Raw genomic sequence first — 16,708 nt, forward strand, 5'->3', positions numbered from 1 at the left:
TTGTCTTTCTACAGAGAGAGGGGTGCAAATATGGAATTTAATTTTAATAGCAAAGAACATTTAATTACTTTTATTCAGTCCGAAATCATTACCACCGCCGAAGCAACAACGTTGCTAAATTGCTCCAGACAATATCTTGATGAATTAGTTAGCAAGGGCAAAATCACTCCCGTAAAAACAATTAATAGGGTACGCTTATATTGGAGAGATGATATCTCTGCCTTACATAAATCAAAATGTTAAAAAAGGTTGCTAGTATAGACTAGCAACCTTTTTTATTATATCCGTTTTATTTAAGTTGTAATCTATGCACTTCTTAAAATTTCTTCAACATCACTATTTTCTAATGTTTCTCTTTCAAGTAAAGAATGAGCTAAACATTCAAGACTTGCCCATTGCTCTTCAACTAATCTTAAAGTTTCTAAATAGAACACATTCATTTTTTCTTTGCATGCTTTGAGTAATTCAGGATTTGCACCACCCACTTCTCCAAACAGTACATTTAAGTTAATAAGTCCATACTGCTCATCCATTCCATAACGTGTCATATAGTCTCTTAGGTAAGCAGTTGCTTTCTCAATATCATTACTTGCACCTGTCGTAATATTTTCTTTCCCTAATAATATTTCTTCCGCAGCTCTACCTGCTAAGAGAATTTGGATTTGGCTAATAAAATCTTGTTTAGACATATACATTTTATCTTTTGGAATACTTAGGTTAAAGCCACCTGCCCCTTTTGTTGTAGGTGCAATCGTAACTTTCATAATACGTTGTTCTGGTGCTACTAAACGTGTAATGAGTGCGTGACCAGCTTCATGATAAGCTGTAATTTTACGTTCTTCATCACTAATATAGCTTGTATCTTTTTTCTTTGCTCCTGCAATAACTGTTGTAAAGGCTTGGCTTAAATGCGCTTTTGTAATTTGATTCCCGCCCTCTTTAGCCGCAATAATAGCGGCTTCATTCATTAAGTTTTCAAGCATTGCCCCTGTAAAGCGAACGGTTTGTCTGGCAAGTTCTTTCATATCTACATCATCAGATAATGGTTTAGATTGAAGGTGTAAGCGTATCATCATTTCTCTCGCATTTTGATCTGGATAGCCTATTTCTACATGTCTATCAAAACGTCCTGGACGAAGTAAGGCATCATCTAATAATTCCAATCTATTTGTTGCTGCAATAACGACAATGCTTTCACTGTCTTTAAATCCTGACATTTCTGTAAGTAACGCATTAAGTGTTTGATCTTTTTCTTCATTGCTTCCATTTGTATTATTACTACGTTTCTTGCCTATAGCATCAATCTCATCTATAAAAATAACAGCCTTTTCATGTGTTCTTGCTGCTTTAAATAACTCTCTAATACGACTTGCCCCTACACCTACATACATTTGGACAAAGTCTGACCCACTCATTGAGAAAAAGGGTACACCAGCTTCTTTAGCTATAGCCTTTGCCATAAGTGTTTTCCCTGTTCCTGGAGGTCCATAGAAAATAATCCCTTTTGGCATTCTTGCCCCTAACTTCACAAACTGCTCAGGATCTTTAATAAAGTTCACAATATCTGCAACTTGTTCTTTGGCTTCTACATTCCCAGCAATTTGGCTAAATCCTACTTTTAGCTGTTCTGCCTCAATAGGTTTTACACCTAATGCCATTGCACCTGTACTATTCGTTCCTTTTATATTTCTAAATACAATAAAGAATACACCTAAAAATACACTTCCACCTACTAGTGTTTGTAATAAATATAAGGTAGTATCTGGTCCACCTTCAGTCACTTTGATATTATTCGTTAAAAGTTGTTCTTTAAAATTATCTTTTCTAGGATTGGCAGTCTCATAAAGTGTCTGATCGCCTAAAAGTGTAAATGTTACTGTATCCCCTTGGCCTATTGTGACCTCTTTAACTTGTTTATTATTTACTGCTTCCATAAAAACATTATAATTCATATATTGAGCTAAATGATTCTTATTATAAGAAATCCCTAATACCAACACAATTAAAATACCTATAACTATACTCGGTACAATCCATTTTTTCTCTTTGATTTGTTGTTTCATGTGTCCCCTCCTTGTGTTAGGTTTACTATCACTATTATAAAGTAATCTGCCCCTAAGAACATTAGTATGTCTTTGGAAAATATATAACCTCAAAAAGGAAGGTAAACCTCATCCCCCTTCTTTATTTTCAAATAAATCAGACTTTTTTAGATATGAAAAAAGGAAAAGACAACGGGTCTTTTCCTTTGAGAGAAGGTATTTTATTCTAGGGGTAGCAAATAATATTCTTATTTGCTGTAACATCTGGGGGAAGTTACAAGATTATTATAGCAACACCTTATGAAAAAGTGTGCCCTAACATTTATTTATTCTTAAAGCTTTTTTGGTGATTTTGCTATTTCCGTCTTATTTAATCGTCAAAGTGTCAAAAGACTTCTTGTTCCTCCTACCTTATACTTATAAAAACTGCTTATCTTCTTATGTATTTTATTAAACTAAAATTTAAACTTCGTCATTATTATCAGTTTTTACTTTATATTTACTCTCTCTCTATGCATTTTTTAAGTGAATGCTTTCTAATCCATTAGCCAACATAAGCTTAATACGATTTTCTTGATTGACTTTTGCGCTCGATGGATCATAATCAATAGCTACAATATTAGAATTTGGATAAACTTCCTTTATTTTCCGCATCATCCCTTTTCCTACTATATGATTAGGTAAACACCCAAAAGGTTGTGCACAAATTACGTTTTCTACACCGCTCTCTACAAGTTCTAGCATTTCTGCTGTAAGGAGCCACCCTTCTCCCATTTTCACTCCAACACCCATAAACTTTTGTACCAATGCTTTTACTTTTTCAAAATCAGTTGGTACACGAAAACTGCTATAGTTCTTAATACACTTAATCATTTTCTTTTGCATGTAATGTATATACTTATAGCCCACTTGGCTACCAATTAGTCCCCAACCGTTATGTCCATAAAGATCATGATCAATCTTTTTATTAGAAAAACAGTACATCATAAAATCACTTAACCCTGCCATCACCACTTCTGCACCTTCTTGAATAAGAAAATCTTCTAAATGATTGTTACCCATCGGTGCATATTTCACATAAATTTCTCCAACAATACCCACTTTTACACGCTCGACTACTTTCTTAGGTATTGCATCAAATTCTTGTAAAATTTGCTTAGCCATTTTCGTCATACCAAGGAACTTAGGTGTACTAGATACTTCAGCCAAATAATCTACCCAATGATCAATAACAGCTTGTGTCGTTCCCTTAATCTTCTCATAGGGTCTGCACTGATTGCTCACCCACATAATGAGGTCACCATACCACATTGCTAGAACACATTTTCCAATTAAGCCAGGTGTTAATTTAAATCCTGGATGTTTTTCTAGTCCACTCATGTTCACAGAGATAACAGGTACTTGATCATAGCCACTATTTTTAAGCGCTTTTCTCAAAAGGTGAATATAGTTAGACGCTCGACATCCGCCACCTGTTTGTGTAATCATTAAAGCTGTTTTATTAGGATCATATTTGCCACTTTTTAATGCCGCCATCAATTGCCCTATAACGATAATGGCAGGATAACACAAATCATTATGAACATTCTTTAATCCTTCTGTTATCATTTCTTTTGTATCACCTTCATAAAACTCTAGATGGTAGCCATACTGAGCTAATACCTTCTTTATCATACCAAAATGGATTGGCAACATGGTTGGTGCAATAATGGTATAATCTTTTTTCATTTCCTCGGTGAATAGTTTAGGCATTGACATTCTCCTCCTTGCTAGACTCTGCAATAGACTTAGCAAACATACTACGTATTCTAATCTTTGCAGCACCTAAATTGCTTGTTTCATCTATTTTTAGCTGGGTATAAAGTTTACCTGCTTTTGCAAGAATTTGACTCACTTCATCAGAAGTAATAGCATCTGTTCCACATCCAAAGGAAACGAGTTGTATAATATCTATATCCCTTTCTTTGATTGCTTCATAAGTTGCACTATAAAGTCTTGCTTGGTAAGTCCATTGATTAAGTACTTCTACCTCCGGTTTGTAAGATGTACTATAGAGTGCATCTTCACTTATTACTACTGCGTCTAAATGCCCCAATAAACTATCTATACCGTGATTAATCTCTGGATCAATATGATAAGGTCTTCCCAGCAAAGCAACAATGCGTTTCCCATGTGCTCTTGCATAATCTATTGCCCTCTTTCCTTCTTCTCTAATACCCCCTTTATAGCTTTCTAATGCACTATACCCTGCTTCTACTGCCTTTTTGACTTCCTTTTTATTTATGCCATCAAAGCGTTCTTTAAGTGCTTCATAGAGTGTTTTAGTAAGTTTTTTCTCATAGTTTAGATCTACGTACGGACTTATAAACGACGTTGTTTTAAGACCTTCCACATTCGCTTTTAACACTTCTGGATAGTAAGCTACTATTGGGCAATTAAAGCAGTTATCAGATATACCTTCATTGATGTTATAACTCATACAAGGATAGAATATTGCATCTACATGACGTAATAATAAGCTTTCAATATGACCATGTGCCAACTTTGCAGGATAACATACTGTATCTGATGGAATCGAGTATTCTCCCATACGGTATAACTTTTTGTTAGATGGGTCAGAAAGTACTACATTAAAACCTAAATACTCAAAGAACTTACTCCAAAAAGGTAAAAGTTCATATAAGTTTAAAATCATAGGTAAGCCAATCGTTTCGTTTCTGGTTCCATTTTTTACATCCATTTGACGCAATCTATCATATTTAAATGCATATAAATTAGGAAGCTTTTCTTTTAATTTACCTATAGGACGTTCGCAACGATTACCTGATATGTATTTTTCTTTATCATTAAAATAATTCACAATCAAATTACAATGATTCGTACATAAATTACATCGTGTCATTTTAGACATATGCCTAAAATTGGTGAGTTGTTCCCTAGTAATGAGCTGAGATTCTGCTTTCTTATTTTGTTTAGCATAGAGTGCTACACCAAAGGCACCCATTAAACCTGCTATATTCGGTCTAACCGTTTCTTTTTGTAATTCTATTTCAAGACTCCTTAATATAGCATCATTTAATAAGGTTCCCCCCTGTACAACAATGTGTTCTCCAAGTTCCTCAACGTTATTAGTACGTATCACTTTATATAAAGCATTTTTTACAACACTTATTGCAAGTCCTGCTGAAACATCTTCCATGGTAGCCCCTTCTTTTTGTGCTTCCTTTACGGAAGAATTCATAAAGACTGTACACCTAGACCCTAAGTCTACTGGACTTTTTGCAAAAAGAGCCATTTTAGCAAATGCTTTAACATCATATCCCATTTGCAAAGCAAAGGTTTCAATAAAAGAACCGCATCCAGACGAACAGGCTTCATTAAGCATAATACTTTGTATACGCCCGCTAGCTACTTTAAAGCATTTAATATCCTGCCCCCCTATATCTAAAATAAAACTGACTTCTGGATCAAAATAGTGAGCAGCTGTAAAATGAGCAACTGTCTCAACAATACCATAATCTAGTTTGAAAGCATTTTTAATAAGCTCTTCCCCATATCCTGTTACCCCACTTGCTTGTATATGTATTCTGTCACCACAGGCTTCGTATACCTTTATAAGCTGTTCTTTCACAATTTTTACAGGATTCCCTTGATTAGAAGCGTAATACTCAAACAGTATCTCTTGATTCTTACCAATCAATACGATTTTAGTCGTTGTACTGCCTGCATCAATTCCTAAGTAAGCCTCTCCTATATATGTACTCATATCTATCTTCTTAAGTTCATGAGTGGCATGTCTCTTTCTAAAACATTCATACTCATCTTCTGTCTTAAAGAGTGGTTCAAGACGGTTAACGACTTCATGAGTTGCTTCACTTTCTAGAAGTATTTGGCTTAGTGCTTCTAGTGTATAACACATTTTAGTTGTTTGACTAAACTTAGCACATCCTGTTGCAACAAAAAGTTGGCCATTTGCTGGGAAGATAGCATCTTCATCCTTAAGTCCTATCGTCTCTTGGAAACATTTTTTAAGTCCTTCATAAAAATATAGAGGACCTCCTAAAAACATAACCTTTCCTTGTATTTTTCGTCCTTGTGCTAAACCTATAATGGTCTGATCAACAACAGCTTGAAAAATACTTGCACTTATATCTTCTTTTGAAGCCCCTTGATTTAAGAGAGGTTGAATATCTGACTTTGCAAATACACCACATCTAGAAGCTATTGGGTAAATAGATTCATGCTTCAAGCTGAGTTTATCCAATGTTAAAGTATCAATATTCATTAAAGATGCCATTTGATCAATAAATGCGCCTGTTCCTCCTGCACAAGTAGAATTCATACGTTCTTCGAGTCCACCTGTTAAAAAAATAATTTTAGCATCTTCTCCTCCAAGTTCAATGACTACATCTATATTTAGTGCTTCTTCCTTAACAAGATAAGCTGTAGCAAAAACCTCTTGTACAAACTGTATCCCTGTCTTTTTTGCTAGGCCATAGCCCGCTGAACCTGTAATAGCAATATGGATTTCTTCATTTTGAATAAGAGGTTTTATCTTGTCAATTTCTTCGAGCAGTTTCTCTAAAATTTTGGAATAATGTCTTTCATAACTTGAATAAATAACACTTTCCTGATTATCTATAACAACTACCTTTAAAGTTGTAGAACCTGCATCGATCCCCATTTTAAAAGCCATAATGTCCTCTCCAATCTTGTAATATCTCTTCTTATTTTATTACAACCTTATATTTTTTTCTATATTAATTAAATTATTTAATATAATATATCAATGTATATAAAAAGAACTACTTTCATTCTAAGAAAGTAGTTCTTTTTATATGTATGTAAAATTATTATATGCGAATAAGTGTGTGACTATCTGCTAAAATTTCATCTAATTCTGCCATCTTAGCTACATCCCAGTAAGCATCTCTATGAAATGTCATATAAAGTGCTTTAAGTACAACAAGTACTTTTTTCTCTGGATGTACTTCATAAACTAATTCATCATCTGCTTTAATCTTAATTAATTTACCTCTTTTCTCTTTTGAAAAGATTTGTTCATTGTATGCAATGCTGTCTCTGCTATCTGTCAAAAATGTTGCAAAATCGCTTCTACTTGTAACTTGCTGTACAGATCTCATTTTCTATTACCTACCTTTTATAAGCTAATCGTGTATACAATATACAGTATACTGTATTCCTTAGATTATTATAGAATGATTTTTAGATAATTTCAAGATGGTATATCAATTTTTTATTTTTTTTATAGCCTTATTTAAAAAATAAATAAATGCCAGTAATCAACTGCTTTTTGGTACGTTGACTACTGACACTTTAATCTTTTATCTATCTTTTTCGCTTTTTAAATGCCCAAACATACACTAATGCACCTAATAAAGCTGTCATAGCTACAACATTTATCATTAAACTACTCGTATCAGATTTAGCAGGTATTTGATTTGGCATAGGTCCACCCTTTTGTTGATCTACTGGCCTTTGATTGGTTTTGTTACTTATACTACCATCTGTAGGCATTCCCATTAAGCGTCCACCACCATCTTTATCCATTCCACCACCTTGTGTTCCCATCACCTCTAGGTTAATTAAACTTGCATCTACAAGTAAATGGTTCTTTTCTTTTTGTGTTTCTGTAGTCGATGGAATGGTTCCGTTTAGTTGTCCTTTAACGCTTTCTGCTCTTAAAATGCCAAATTGTTTTAGTGTAGCAACTGCTTTCACATATTCATCATAAGTATAAAATGCTGTAGGATCTTCCTTTATATACGGACTTATAAGATTTTGAACCTGCTTAATCGTTTGAGCATATAATCCACTGCCTATATATTCTTCTACAATCTGTTGCAAATAGGTATGGTACAGTTCTTTATAAACTTCTACCTCTAATAGCTTTCCTATAATAGGGCGTTCTGATAAATCTACACCTGAAATGGGTGTATCTATAGGGAAGTTAACGGCTAAAGATGCTGTACCTGCTTGGAAACCGCCAAAAGCCAAATTATAATCCCAAGGTAACATACTTAACTGCCCATTGTCTTCATAAAGATAATAATTATGTTTCATACTGCTTACATAACTATCTAAATTGACAACAAAAGTATTTGCTGCAAAATACTTTAAAACACTTTCTACATTTACATATTGTTCTAAATCTGTTCCATCATTAAGATTTCTAAGAGCTGTAATCACGCGCTCTTCATCTTCTGATGTAGTTTTAAATACTGCACTTTCAAAGATACTGCTATAGCTTTCAACTTGGTCATCGCTATAGACTAAGTCACTTCCACCACCATTTCCACCAAAACCGCCATTCCCTTGTGGCATTCCCTCAAAGTCAGGTGGTATCATTTGGCCTTCACCACCTGCTGGTATCGTTGGTCCATTGCCCATTTGGCCTTGACTGCCTTCTGACATCGTTGGTCCGTTGCCCATTTGGCCTTGACTGCCTTCTGGCATCGTTGGTCCGTTGCCCATTTGGCCTTGACTGCCTTCTGGCATCTCCTGAACACCAGGTATTGGTTCCTGCCCATCAGGGCGTTCCATTTTATCCCCACCCTCTTTGCCTCCACCGCCCATTCCTACTGTTTCTGGCTTATAAAGCTGCCCGTAATCACTACCAAAATTACGATCTGCAAAAGATTGTTCTAGTGCCTCAACTGCTAAATAAAGCCCCCAAGGTTCACCATTTACTGTAATTTGTGTATATGCATGTAATGGATTAACAACACCTATGTAATCCATAATCTCATAGGATAAATACTCTTTCATACTTGTGGCATCCATAAAGTTGTTATTTAAAACAAATTTATCAAGTCCATAATAGTTTTGTCCTTTGACATATTTATCAAACTTAATCTTGAAACTTACTCGATCTGTATCTGGATCACTCGCTACTTGAGATAAACTGCTATTTCCTTTTGCTCGAATCCCTACATTATAGTATGTCTCACCATTTATAACTAAATTACATTTTACATAGTTCTCCTCAAGTGCACTTTCTATCATCTCATCCCATTCAGATTGTTCAATTTGGACATCGATTATACTCACTTGATTTTGGTTAAATAGTTTAGTTTCATATAGAGGTACTTCTAAACTTGTACTTACCTCTATACTTGGTTGATACAATATAGCTAACAATAGGCAAAAGCATACAATGCTTAGCCCTATTCCAATCCATCTATTTAAGTTTCGGTTGGTTATCACACTTATCCCCACCTATCATCCCATGTAGTCGCCGTTATAACTTACAAGAACTGCGCTTTTTACACCTGCGATTTCTGAAATTCTATTCACAAATTGTGTCGTAGCATCTTTTAAGCGTACTTCAATTGTAAGCTCGATTTGATGTGCGGTAACTGTTTTTGATTTAACCATATGTTTTTTAACACTCTCGGTAATTGCTTTTTGTACATATTCTTCTACTTGTTCATCATTACAATTTACAACTAAAATATAGGGGTTATCAGAAGTCTTTTTATTCACAAATAAAATCATAATGATACCGATAAAAATCGACCCAAATACTGCAAGTGGAATAAGCCCTGCACCTAATACAATTCCTACAGTAATTGACCAAAATAAAAATGCTATATCTAAAGGCTCTTTGATCGCTGTTCTAAAACGCACAATAGAAAGCGCCCTACCATTCCTAATGACAGTACAACATTTGATGTAACCGCTAGAATAATTAATGTGGTAATCATAGTCATCGCCATCAGTGATACCCCAAAGCTTGCTGAATACATTACACCATTAAAACTCTTCTTATAAACCATAAAAATAAATAATCCTAGTACAAAAGCAAGACTTAGTGCTAGCACCATATCCATCATGGAAAAAGATGATACCTTGTCTAAAAAGCTTGATTTAAAAACATCGTTAAATGTCATTCTATTTCCCTCCTACATCCTATCTCGTTTATTCTCTAGCTCTTTACTTAACTCTTTTTTGTTTAATCATCCATACATTCTACAGACTGCATATTTTGAAAAAGCGCCACTTCTTCTACTTTCTAGTTGTACAATATCTGTGATGATTTCTGGAATAAAATCATCATATTTGACTTCTAGAATAATCGTATCTTGTGTATCAGTATGAATCATAGGTGTTTCTAAATTGAATAGATCATTTGCATAAAGGCCTGTACGAATATCTTGATCAATAGTAATACGTACGTTGCCTGGCTTATATATAAAAGGCTCTCTTTTATAATCTACTAATGTTTTAGGTTTAAGCTGTTGATAATGCATTTTGGTATAAAGCTCTAACATAAGTGGATTTTGTGTATACTTCATCCATTCGATCTCTCCATCTAACAAATATTCACACTGTATCTTGGTAATAGATGTAGCTTGCTTATTACAAAGTCCATTTAACTTACTCTTTTTTTCTAGTTTAATATAGGAAAAATCGTCATTATAATAACGGATACGAAACTTCTCTCTATTATTCACGCCATCAATTTTTTCTCTTAAGGCTTTGTCATGAATATTATCAAAATAGAGGCTTCGAATCTTATAGCTACCATTCACATCTACATTGGCATCTGGTTTCGTCACAGCTCTTAGTCTACTTATAAGGGTATAATAGTCTACTCTATTAATTGTAAATTTTAATTCATGTCTAAATTTTAGCTTGTCTTGTTGCATACTCTCACCACCTTTCCTTGCTAGAAATATTCTAACCTCCTTATGTGATGGTTGGCTGAACATATGCTGAAAATTACTTGTGTTATATATAGAAAATCTTCTATCTTTATATAAAAAGTAAAAGACGCTTTCAAATCATATAAAAGGAGCTGTTGCATTGATCACAACAGCTCCCTATCTTATTCGATTGAGTTCAAACCAAAATGTACTGCCTTCTCCAACATGACTTATGACACCATACCTTGCATCATGGGCTTCTAAGATATTTTTAACAATAGATAAGCCTAGTCCTGTACCAATAGCCGCACGTTTGTGTGTTTTATCTACCTTGTAATAGCGTTCCCATATATAAGGCAATTGACTTTCTTCTATTCCTTCTCCTGTATCAATAACTTCTATTCTCACCCTCTCCTCACTACTTATTTGTCTAACTTGAATCTTTTTATCTTTTCCTGTATAAGTAATGGCATTGTTAATCAGATTATAAATAACCTGGGTCAGTTTGATTTCATCCCCTTCTATATCAATAGCTCCATCATAACCAAACTGAATATCGTATCCTTCTTGTTCTGTTAACTTTTCATATCTTTTCATAATATGTTTGATGCTTTCTGTTAAATTAAATGGTTCCATTGTCAATTGCATGGTTCCAGCTTGTAACTTAGAAAGATCCAAAATATCATTGACTAAAATGTTTAGTCTAGTTGCTTCATCAATAATAATTTGTACATTCTCAGGTGTATTTTCTCCTGGTAAGTCACGCATCATTTCACCATAACCTATAATCATTGTAAGAGGTGTCTTCAAGTCATGAGATACATTGGCAATGAGTTCTCTTCTTAATCCTTCTACTTTTGATAACTCCGTCGCTGCATAGTTTAGCGTATTGCTAAGCTCTTGTATCTCTAAATAGCCGTTACCTTCAAAACGGGTTTCATATTTCCCTGCTGCTAAATCATGAGCTGATTCATTAATCTGTATAATAGGTTTAGAAATTTTCTTTGAAATCCATAGTGCTAACCCAACAGCTATAAAGAGTAAGATTATCGTAATATAAATAAGTTGAATGCGTAATGTATCTACTGTTGCATCGATAGGTGTAATATTGGTATTAAGCAAGGCGACAACTTGGCTTCCATCCTTTCTTGTAATCAATTGTGAATATAAGATGCTCTCAAACATTTGCTGCTTTTTAGGAGGAGGAAAATTTTGTATAGTTCCTTTCTTTTCATCTATAAATATCCCATGATTTTTCATAAAGTCTTCTTTTGTAAAATATTTAAGATTACTTCCCCCATCATTTTCGAGCGCTTGGTAATACTCATATAACTCCGCTCTTGACATATGAGTCAGTATAGAATCTGGGCTTCCATCTGCTCCGTAGAGTACATTACCACTTTTATCAACAATTTTGATGACTATATCATTTTGCCTTGCTAATTGCCTAATTAAGGTTTCTAAATCTTCATGTTCAATATTTTTTGAGATAGTGTCTGCTGATTTCTTAATGCTTTGTATTTTTATCATTTTATAAAAGCGTTCTAGAGAAACCACTTGGAACATCCATAAGATGCCAATCATAACAGCTACAAATCCTACTAAATAGCCATAAAGTTCCCATTTAATACTGTGTTGTTTATGCTTCAAAACGATATCCCACTCCTCTAAGGGTTACTATATAATGACTATATGTACCCAAGCTTTTGCGCAAAAGTTTAATATGTGTATCTAATGTTCTATCATCTCCATAGAAGTCATACCCCCATACTTGATTGATGAGTTGCTCTCTTTTTAAGGCAATTCCTCTATTTCTTACTAAGTAAAAAAATAACTCATACTCTTTAGGAGACATTTCTATTTTCTCTCCATCTATATAGACTAGACGCCCAGTAAAGTCTACGGTTAAACCTTCAAACTTAATGATTTCTTTTTGTGTATCTACTTGTGCAGCCTGACTACGTTTAATAATGGCTTGCACACGCATCATTAATTCTTTTGGGGAAAAAGGTTTCACTACATAGTCATCTATCCCTATTTCGAAACCATGAATTTTATCATATTCTTCGCCACGTGCAGAAAGCATCAGAACTGGTGTATTTGAAAACTTACGAATCGCCTTACATGCAGAAAAACCATCTAATTCAGGCATCATAATATCCATAACAATAAGATCAAAGGTTTCTTGCTTACATTTTTCAACAGCTTCCATCCCATCACTTGCTTCTATAACATCATAACCTTCAAAAATAGCATATTTTTTTATAATCTCACGAATTTTCATCTCATCATCTACTACTAATAACTTATACATCACACTTTCCTCTTTCTTCAAATCTCTTTTCTTTATTATACAATAAGAAAAAAAGTTTATGTGATGATTGTGTGAAGCTTTGTCGAACGCTTCTAGAAGTTTGCTTATTTCTCCAACCCACTTATCAAGCTAAGCATTCTATAAAAGCATCTATACAACACATCATTTTCTATCTTCTTAATATATAGCAAAGGGACGCTACCAGAAGGTAACGTCCCTTTGCTATATATTATTGAAAACGGTCTTTAAATTCTTGTTTCACTTCTTCTTTAAGTTCATGATAAGCTTCTTGAACATTATCCATTTTATTTTGAATACGTTCTTTGTTAAGCTCATGTTTTACTTCATAGCTTAAGTTTTCAGCTGTAAGTTTAGTTGCATCTACAGCATCTTTTAAGCCTTTTTTTGCGGTTTTTTTCATATCATCAAATGTCATAGCAATCATCCTTTGAGTAGAGTTTTAGATGACACTATTATACACATTCTATCGCTTTTTTATACTCATTTGAATATAACCTTCTTCTTTTTGCAAAGATAATTGATGGTCTTTTAATTCTAACTCAAAATTTGCAAAGCTTGAACGCAAATCTACGTCTCTCATAATATGCACCGTTACTTTACTACTATAAGGTGATGTACGTACCAAGACAGCACGTGACATGGGAAACTGAATTCTAGAAGTGAGTGCATGATCCATTTCAAGATTTAATGGATAAGAAAAGGTTTCTATAAAATAATCTGTATCCTCACCTCTTTTAATCGGTCTTGCTTCTAGATTCGTTTCAAATACTTTCATCTATTTTATTCTCCTTTATAATCCATAATCGCTTAAACACGCAATTACTTGACTTTGTCTCTTTTTAGCTTCTGTATAATTGGTACTTAAAGCATAACGGCTAGGTGCTTGTGGAAGCCCTGCAAGTAAAGTAGCTTCATCAAAGCTTAACTCTTTTGGCATTTTCTGAAAATACCCTTCACAAGCTTCTTTGATACCTGTATAACCATCCCCATAGTAAATAATATTGACATACATTTCAAGTATTTCTTTTTTACTATAGTCTCTTTCTAAATTAAAAGCCATAAAAAGTTCTTCTATTTTACGCATCACTGTCTTATCACTTGAAAAATACATATTCTTTGCAAGTTGTTGCGTAATCGTACTGCCACCTTGTACAAATTTACCTTCTACTAAATTGGTCAGTACTGCACGCGTCAGTGAAATGACATCCATTGCACCATGGTTATAAAAACGTCTATCTTCAGTTGCCACTATGGCATTCAAAAATTGCTCATCTATCTGGTCAAGTGTTACATAGTCTGGGTCTTGTTGGATCGTTTTAACTTTTTCTTCTAAGGGTATTTCTTCTATTTTATCTGTATAGCCTACATAGCCTGCACTCATTAATAAAAAGATAAGACTAAGTCCTAAAATCATGCTCATTTTAAATAAACGTCCTATTATTTTTCTCACGTAACCCCTCCTCATTTTTAGGATAAATTCATTATATCAATTAATTCTTAAAAATCAGCCTTATTTATCTAACAAAAACCTTACATTTTCTTAAGATTAGTTTACTGAAATTAATAAATACTTTATAATCTTACCCTATAATTTATATTATTAAACAATTAAAGGAGATGATTCTATGCAAGAGGAAGATAATATCATCATTGATATTCCAAATCCTAAACCGCCTAAAGATTTTATGAAGCCTATTACTCACATTGCAATGATTTTAGCCACTGTATTTATAGGTGCTATTCTTATTCTTGGTTCTGTTTATCGACTTTCAACAGGTACAGTAGCCGTTATTACACGCTTTGGTGCCATTACTGGTGTAAATGAACAAGCTGGTATTCACTTTAAGGTACCTTTCATTGATAAAGTCCAAAAAGTCGATGTACAGAGCATACATAAAATGGAATATGGCTATCGTACAGCTCAACCTGGCACACCCCTGCAAGATCCTACTTATGCAGATGAAAACGCTGAGGAACAAGTTATTATAGAAGCTAAAAGCAACAATGCTTCTATTATTTTACTTAATCTGATTGTACGTTACCAAGTAAATGATCCCATCAACTATCTCTACGAAGTAGATGATATTGAAGGAACCATGCGTCTTGCTTTAGAGGATGTCATTCGTAATACCCTTCCAAGCTTCTCTATTAATGAAGCACTTCAAAACAAAGAATTGATTGATGAAGCCATTCTACCTAAATTCCAAAGGAAATTGGATAAATACAACACTGGGATCAAGATTGTTCAAGTAACCACTCAAAACGTTTCTCTTCTTCCGGCTGTAGAAGAAACACGTCAAAAAGTCGAAGAATCTAATCAGTACAAACAAGGTCGTGAAGAAGAGGCGCAAAAATATGCAAACACAGTCCTTCCGACAGCCAAAGCCGAAGCTACTAAATTATATGAAGATGCTAAAGGGTATAGTGCTGAAGTGATTGCTAATGCCAATGCAGATGTAGCAGAATTTGAAGCCCTTTATAGCCAATATGTAAAAAATCCAGAGGTCGTTAAAGAAAAATACTATCTGGATGCCATGCAAGAAATTCTAAAAAATAATAAACTTGTTATTGACCAAACACAAGATAATAATCTACTCAAATTCTACAATATCCCAACAGAGGGAGGTGAGGGACAATGAAAACTAAATTCAAAGTAACACTTGGTATAATTGGCGCTGTTTTACTCATTGGACTCGCTAATAGCATCTATATCATAGAACCTGATGAAGTTGCAACTATTGAACGCTTTGGCGCCCTTAAAGCAACTGTTATTCGTACAGAAAAGCAAGATGTTGTTTCAAAAGGACTTAATACCTATGAATCCTTAAAAGATGTAAAAATGATTACCGAACGTGGCCTACTTTTCAAATTACCTTTTATTGATGAAGTAGAAAAATATATTGCCAAATACCTCACTTATACTTCTACGCCTGAAACCATCAATACAAGCGATAGTAGAAAATTAGACATTCAAATGTATGCTCAATACCGTATTGAAAACCCTGCTGTATACAAAATGAAAGTTGGCTCTTTGAATAAGCTTAATCAGCTTATGGACGATAATGTCTATCCTGTTGTTATTCAATCTGCTAATAAACTCACTTTTGACCAATTCTTTGATGACGAGATTATGTCTAAGATGATGGAAGAACGCCGTCAGGAATTAAATAAAACACTCGTTGTTCAATATGGTATAGAAGTTGCTGATATCGGAATCTACCGCAAAAACTTCCCTCAATCCAATATTGCAAGTATAGAAGACAAAATGAGTAAAGAAATTCAAAAAGAAAGCGAACGCCTACGTGCTGAAGGGGATGCCTACTATACTAAATCCACTTCTGAAACCAATCGTATTGAAAAAGAAATCATTGCAAAAGCTGTAGAAGAAAGTGCGGTTATCCGTGCTGAAGCTGAAAAGCAAGCCCTTGAAATCTACCAAGCTTCTTTAACAAAAGATCTAGACTTCTATCGCTTTATCCAACGTATGAATGCATATAAAGATTTAAAAAATCAAACAATCTTCATTGGTCAAGAGAATGAATTCTTAGATTATATCAACGGCTATCGCTAAATGTTAAATATAAAAAGAATGCTCCAATGAGTCTCATGTACTCATTGGAGCATTCTTTTTATATAGTATATCTTCTTTAAAGTTATCTTAG

At 34.0% G+C, this 16,708-nt stretch carries 16 protein-coding genes; 3 read left to right on the forward strand and 13 right to left on the reverse strand.

What is annotated here, in order from left to right; translation table 11 throughout:
• The first annotated feature begins 30 nt into the window (after window positions 1–30).
• On the forward strand, window positions 31–243 hold the full coding sequence (locus tag PBV87_RS20555) for a helix-turn-helix transcriptional regulator (protein WP_053985512.1): 213 nt from the start codon (window positions 31–33) through the stop codon (window positions 241–243).
• A 62-nt stretch (window positions 244–305) separates the two neighbouring features.
• Here PBV87_RS20555 and PBV87_RS20560 read toward each other — a convergent pair whose 3' ends face one another.
• The 13 genes from PBV87_RS20560 to PBV87_RS20615 form a co-directional block, all read right to left on the reverse strand.
• The gene (locus PBV87_RS20560) at window positions 306–2,063 is read right to left on the reverse strand and encodes an ATP-dependent metallopeptidase FtsH/Yme1/Tma family protein (protein ID WP_271013551.1); all 1,758 of its coding nucleotides are present in this window, start codon (window positions 2,061–2,063) and stop codon (window positions 306–308) included.
• Window positions 2,064–2,552: 489 nt separating this feature from the next.
• On the reverse strand, window positions 2,553–3,794 hold the full coding sequence (locus tag PBV87_RS20565; RefSeq protein ID WP_271013552.1) for a 2-hydroxyacyl-CoA dehydratase: 1,242 nt from the start codon (window positions 3,792–3,794) through the stop codon (window positions 2,553–2,555).
• Window positions 3,787–6,738 carry an acyl-CoA dehydratase activase-related protein gene (locus tag PBV87_RS20570; protein WP_271013553.1) on the reverse strand — a complete coding sequence of 984 codons (2,952 nt, stop codon included), beginning with the start codon at window positions 6,736–6,738 and terminating at the stop codon, window positions 3,787–3,789. The genes PBV87_RS20565 and PBV87_RS20570 overlap by 8 nt, the downstream gene beginning before the upstream one ends.
• A gap of 157 nt (window positions 6,739–6,895) precedes the next feature.
• On the reverse strand, window positions 6,896–7,186 hold the full coding sequence (locus PBV87_RS20575) for a hypothetical protein (RefSeq protein WP_053985516.1): 291 nt from the start codon (window positions 7,184–7,186) through the stop codon (window positions 6,896–6,898).
• Between the two features lie 205 nt (window positions 7,187–7,391).
• Window positions 7,392–9,269, reverse strand: a complete 1,878-nt coding sequence (locus PBV87_RS20580) for a CotH kinase family protein (protein ID WP_271013554.1) — start codon at window positions 9,267–9,269, stop codon at window positions 7,392–7,394.
• A 15-nt stretch (window positions 9,270–9,284) separates the two neighbouring features.
• Entirely contained in the window at window positions 9,285–9,692 is a 408-nt protein-coding gene (locus PBV87_RS22965; RefSeq protein ID WP_330680496.1) for a hypothetical protein, read from the reverse strand.
• Window positions 9,659–9,955, reverse strand: coding sequence for a hypothetical protein (locus PBV87_RS22970; RefSeq protein ID WP_330680497.1), 297 nt, complete (start codon window positions 9,953–9,955; stop codon window positions 9,659–9,661). Before PBV87_RS22970 ends, PBV87_RS22965 begins: the two co-directional genes overlap by 34 nt.
• Window positions 9,956–10,021: 66 nt before the next feature.
• Entirely contained in the window at window positions 10,022–10,714 is a 693-nt protein-coding gene (locus PBV87_RS20590; protein ID WP_053985519.1) for a polyphosphate polymerase domain-containing protein, read from the reverse strand.
• A 174-nt stretch (window positions 10,715–10,888) separates the two neighbouring features.
• Entirely contained in the window at window positions 10,889–12,361 is a 1,473-nt protein-coding gene (locus tag PBV87_RS20595) for a sensor histidine kinase (RefSeq protein ID WP_271013555.1), read from the reverse strand.
• A complete protein-coding gene (locus PBV87_RS20600) occupies window positions 12,351–13,025 on the reverse strand; it encodes a response regulator transcription factor (protein WP_271013556.1) in 675 nt (224 codons plus the stop codon). The genes PBV87_RS20595 and PBV87_RS20600 overlap by 11 nt, the downstream gene beginning before the upstream one ends.
• Before the next feature lie 229 nt (window positions 13,026–13,254).
• On the reverse strand, window positions 13,255–13,461 hold the full coding sequence (locus PBV87_RS20605; RefSeq protein ID WP_053985522.1) for a hypothetical protein: 207 nt from the start codon (window positions 13,459–13,461) through the stop codon (window positions 13,255–13,257).
• A gap of 48 nt (window positions 13,462–13,509) precedes the next feature.
• Window positions 13,510–13,821 (reverse strand): hypothetical protein, encoded by a 312-nt coding sequence (locus PBV87_RS20610; protein ID WP_271013557.1) that lies wholly within the window; start codon window positions 13,819–13,821, stop codon window positions 13,510–13,512.
• A gap of 15 nt (window positions 13,822–13,836) precedes the next feature.
• Window positions 13,837–14,496, reverse strand: a complete 660-nt coding sequence (locus tag PBV87_RS20615; RefSeq protein WP_271013558.1) for a transglycosylase domain-containing protein — start codon at window positions 14,494–14,496, stop codon at window positions 13,837–13,839.
• A gap of 175 nt (window positions 14,497–14,671) precedes the next feature.
• Here PBV87_RS20615 and hflK point away from each other — a divergent pair, with 175 nt between their 5' ends.
• Both hflK and PBV87_RS20625 read left to right on the forward strand, forming a co-directional pair.
• Window positions 14,672–15,685, forward strand: coding sequence for an FtsH protease activity modulator HflK (gene hflK, locus PBV87_RS20620; RefSeq protein ID WP_271013559.1), 1,014 nt, complete (start codon window positions 14,672–14,674; stop codon window positions 15,683–15,685).
• Window positions 15,682–16,617 (forward strand): SPFH domain-containing protein, encoded by a 936-nt coding sequence (locus PBV87_RS20625; RefSeq protein ID WP_271013560.1) that lies wholly within the window; start codon window positions 15,682–15,684, stop codon window positions 16,615–16,617. Before hflK ends, PBV87_RS20625 begins: the two co-directional genes overlap by 4 nt.
• Window positions 16,618–16,708 lie beyond the last annotated feature (91 nt).

Source organism: Holtiella tumoricola, from assembly GCF_027857615.1.
Taxonomy (GTDB): domain Bacteria; phylum Bacillota; class Clostridia; order Lachnospirales; family Cellulosilyticaceae; genus Holtiella; species Holtiella tumoricola.

Coding starts and splice junctions, on each gene's coding strand:
- PBV87_RS20555 (WP_053985512.1), top strand. CDS start 31: ATGGAATTTAATTTTAATAGCAAAGAACATTTAATTACTTTTATTCAG.
- PBV87_RS20560 (WP_271013551.1), bottom strand. CDS start 2,063: ATGAAACAACAAATCAAAGAGAAAAAATGGATTGTACCGAGTATAGTT.
- PBV87_RS20565 (WP_271013552.1), bottom strand. CDS start 3,794: ATGCCTAAACTATTCACCGAGGAAATGAAAAAAGATTATACCATTATT.
- PBV87_RS20570 (WP_271013553.1), bottom strand. CDS start 6,738: ATGGCTTTTAAAATGGGGATCGATGCAGGTTCTACAACTTTAAAGGTA.
- PBV87_RS20575 (WP_053985516.1), bottom strand. CDS start 7,186: ATGAGATCTGTACAGCAAGTTACAAGTAGAAGCGATTTTGCAACATTT.
- PBV87_RS22970 (WP_330680497.1), bottom strand. CDS start 9,955: ATGACATTTAACGATGTTTTTAAATCAAGCTTTTTAGACAAGGTATCA.
- PBV87_RS20590 (WP_053985519.1), bottom strand. CDS start 10,714: ATGCAACAAGACAAGCTAAAATTTAGACATGAATTAAAATTTACAATT.
- PBV87_RS20600 (WP_271013556.1), bottom strand. CDS start 13,025: ATGTATAAGTTATTAGTAGTAGATGATGAGATGAAAATTCGTGAGATT.
- PBV87_RS20605 (WP_053985522.1), bottom strand. CDS start 13,461: ATGACATTTGATGATATGAAAAAAACCGCAAAAAAAGGCTTAAAAGAT.
- PBV87_RS20610 (WP_271013557.1), bottom strand. CDS start 13,821: ATGAAAGTATTTGAAACGAATCTAGAAGCAAGACCGATTAAAAGAGGT.
- hflK (WP_271013559.1), top strand. CDS start 14,672: ATGCAAGAGGAAGATAATATCATCATTGATATTCCAAATCCTAAACCG.
- PBV87_RS20625 (WP_271013560.1), top strand. CDS start 15,682: ATGAAAACTAAATTCAAAGTAACACTTGGTATAATTGGCGCTGTTTTA.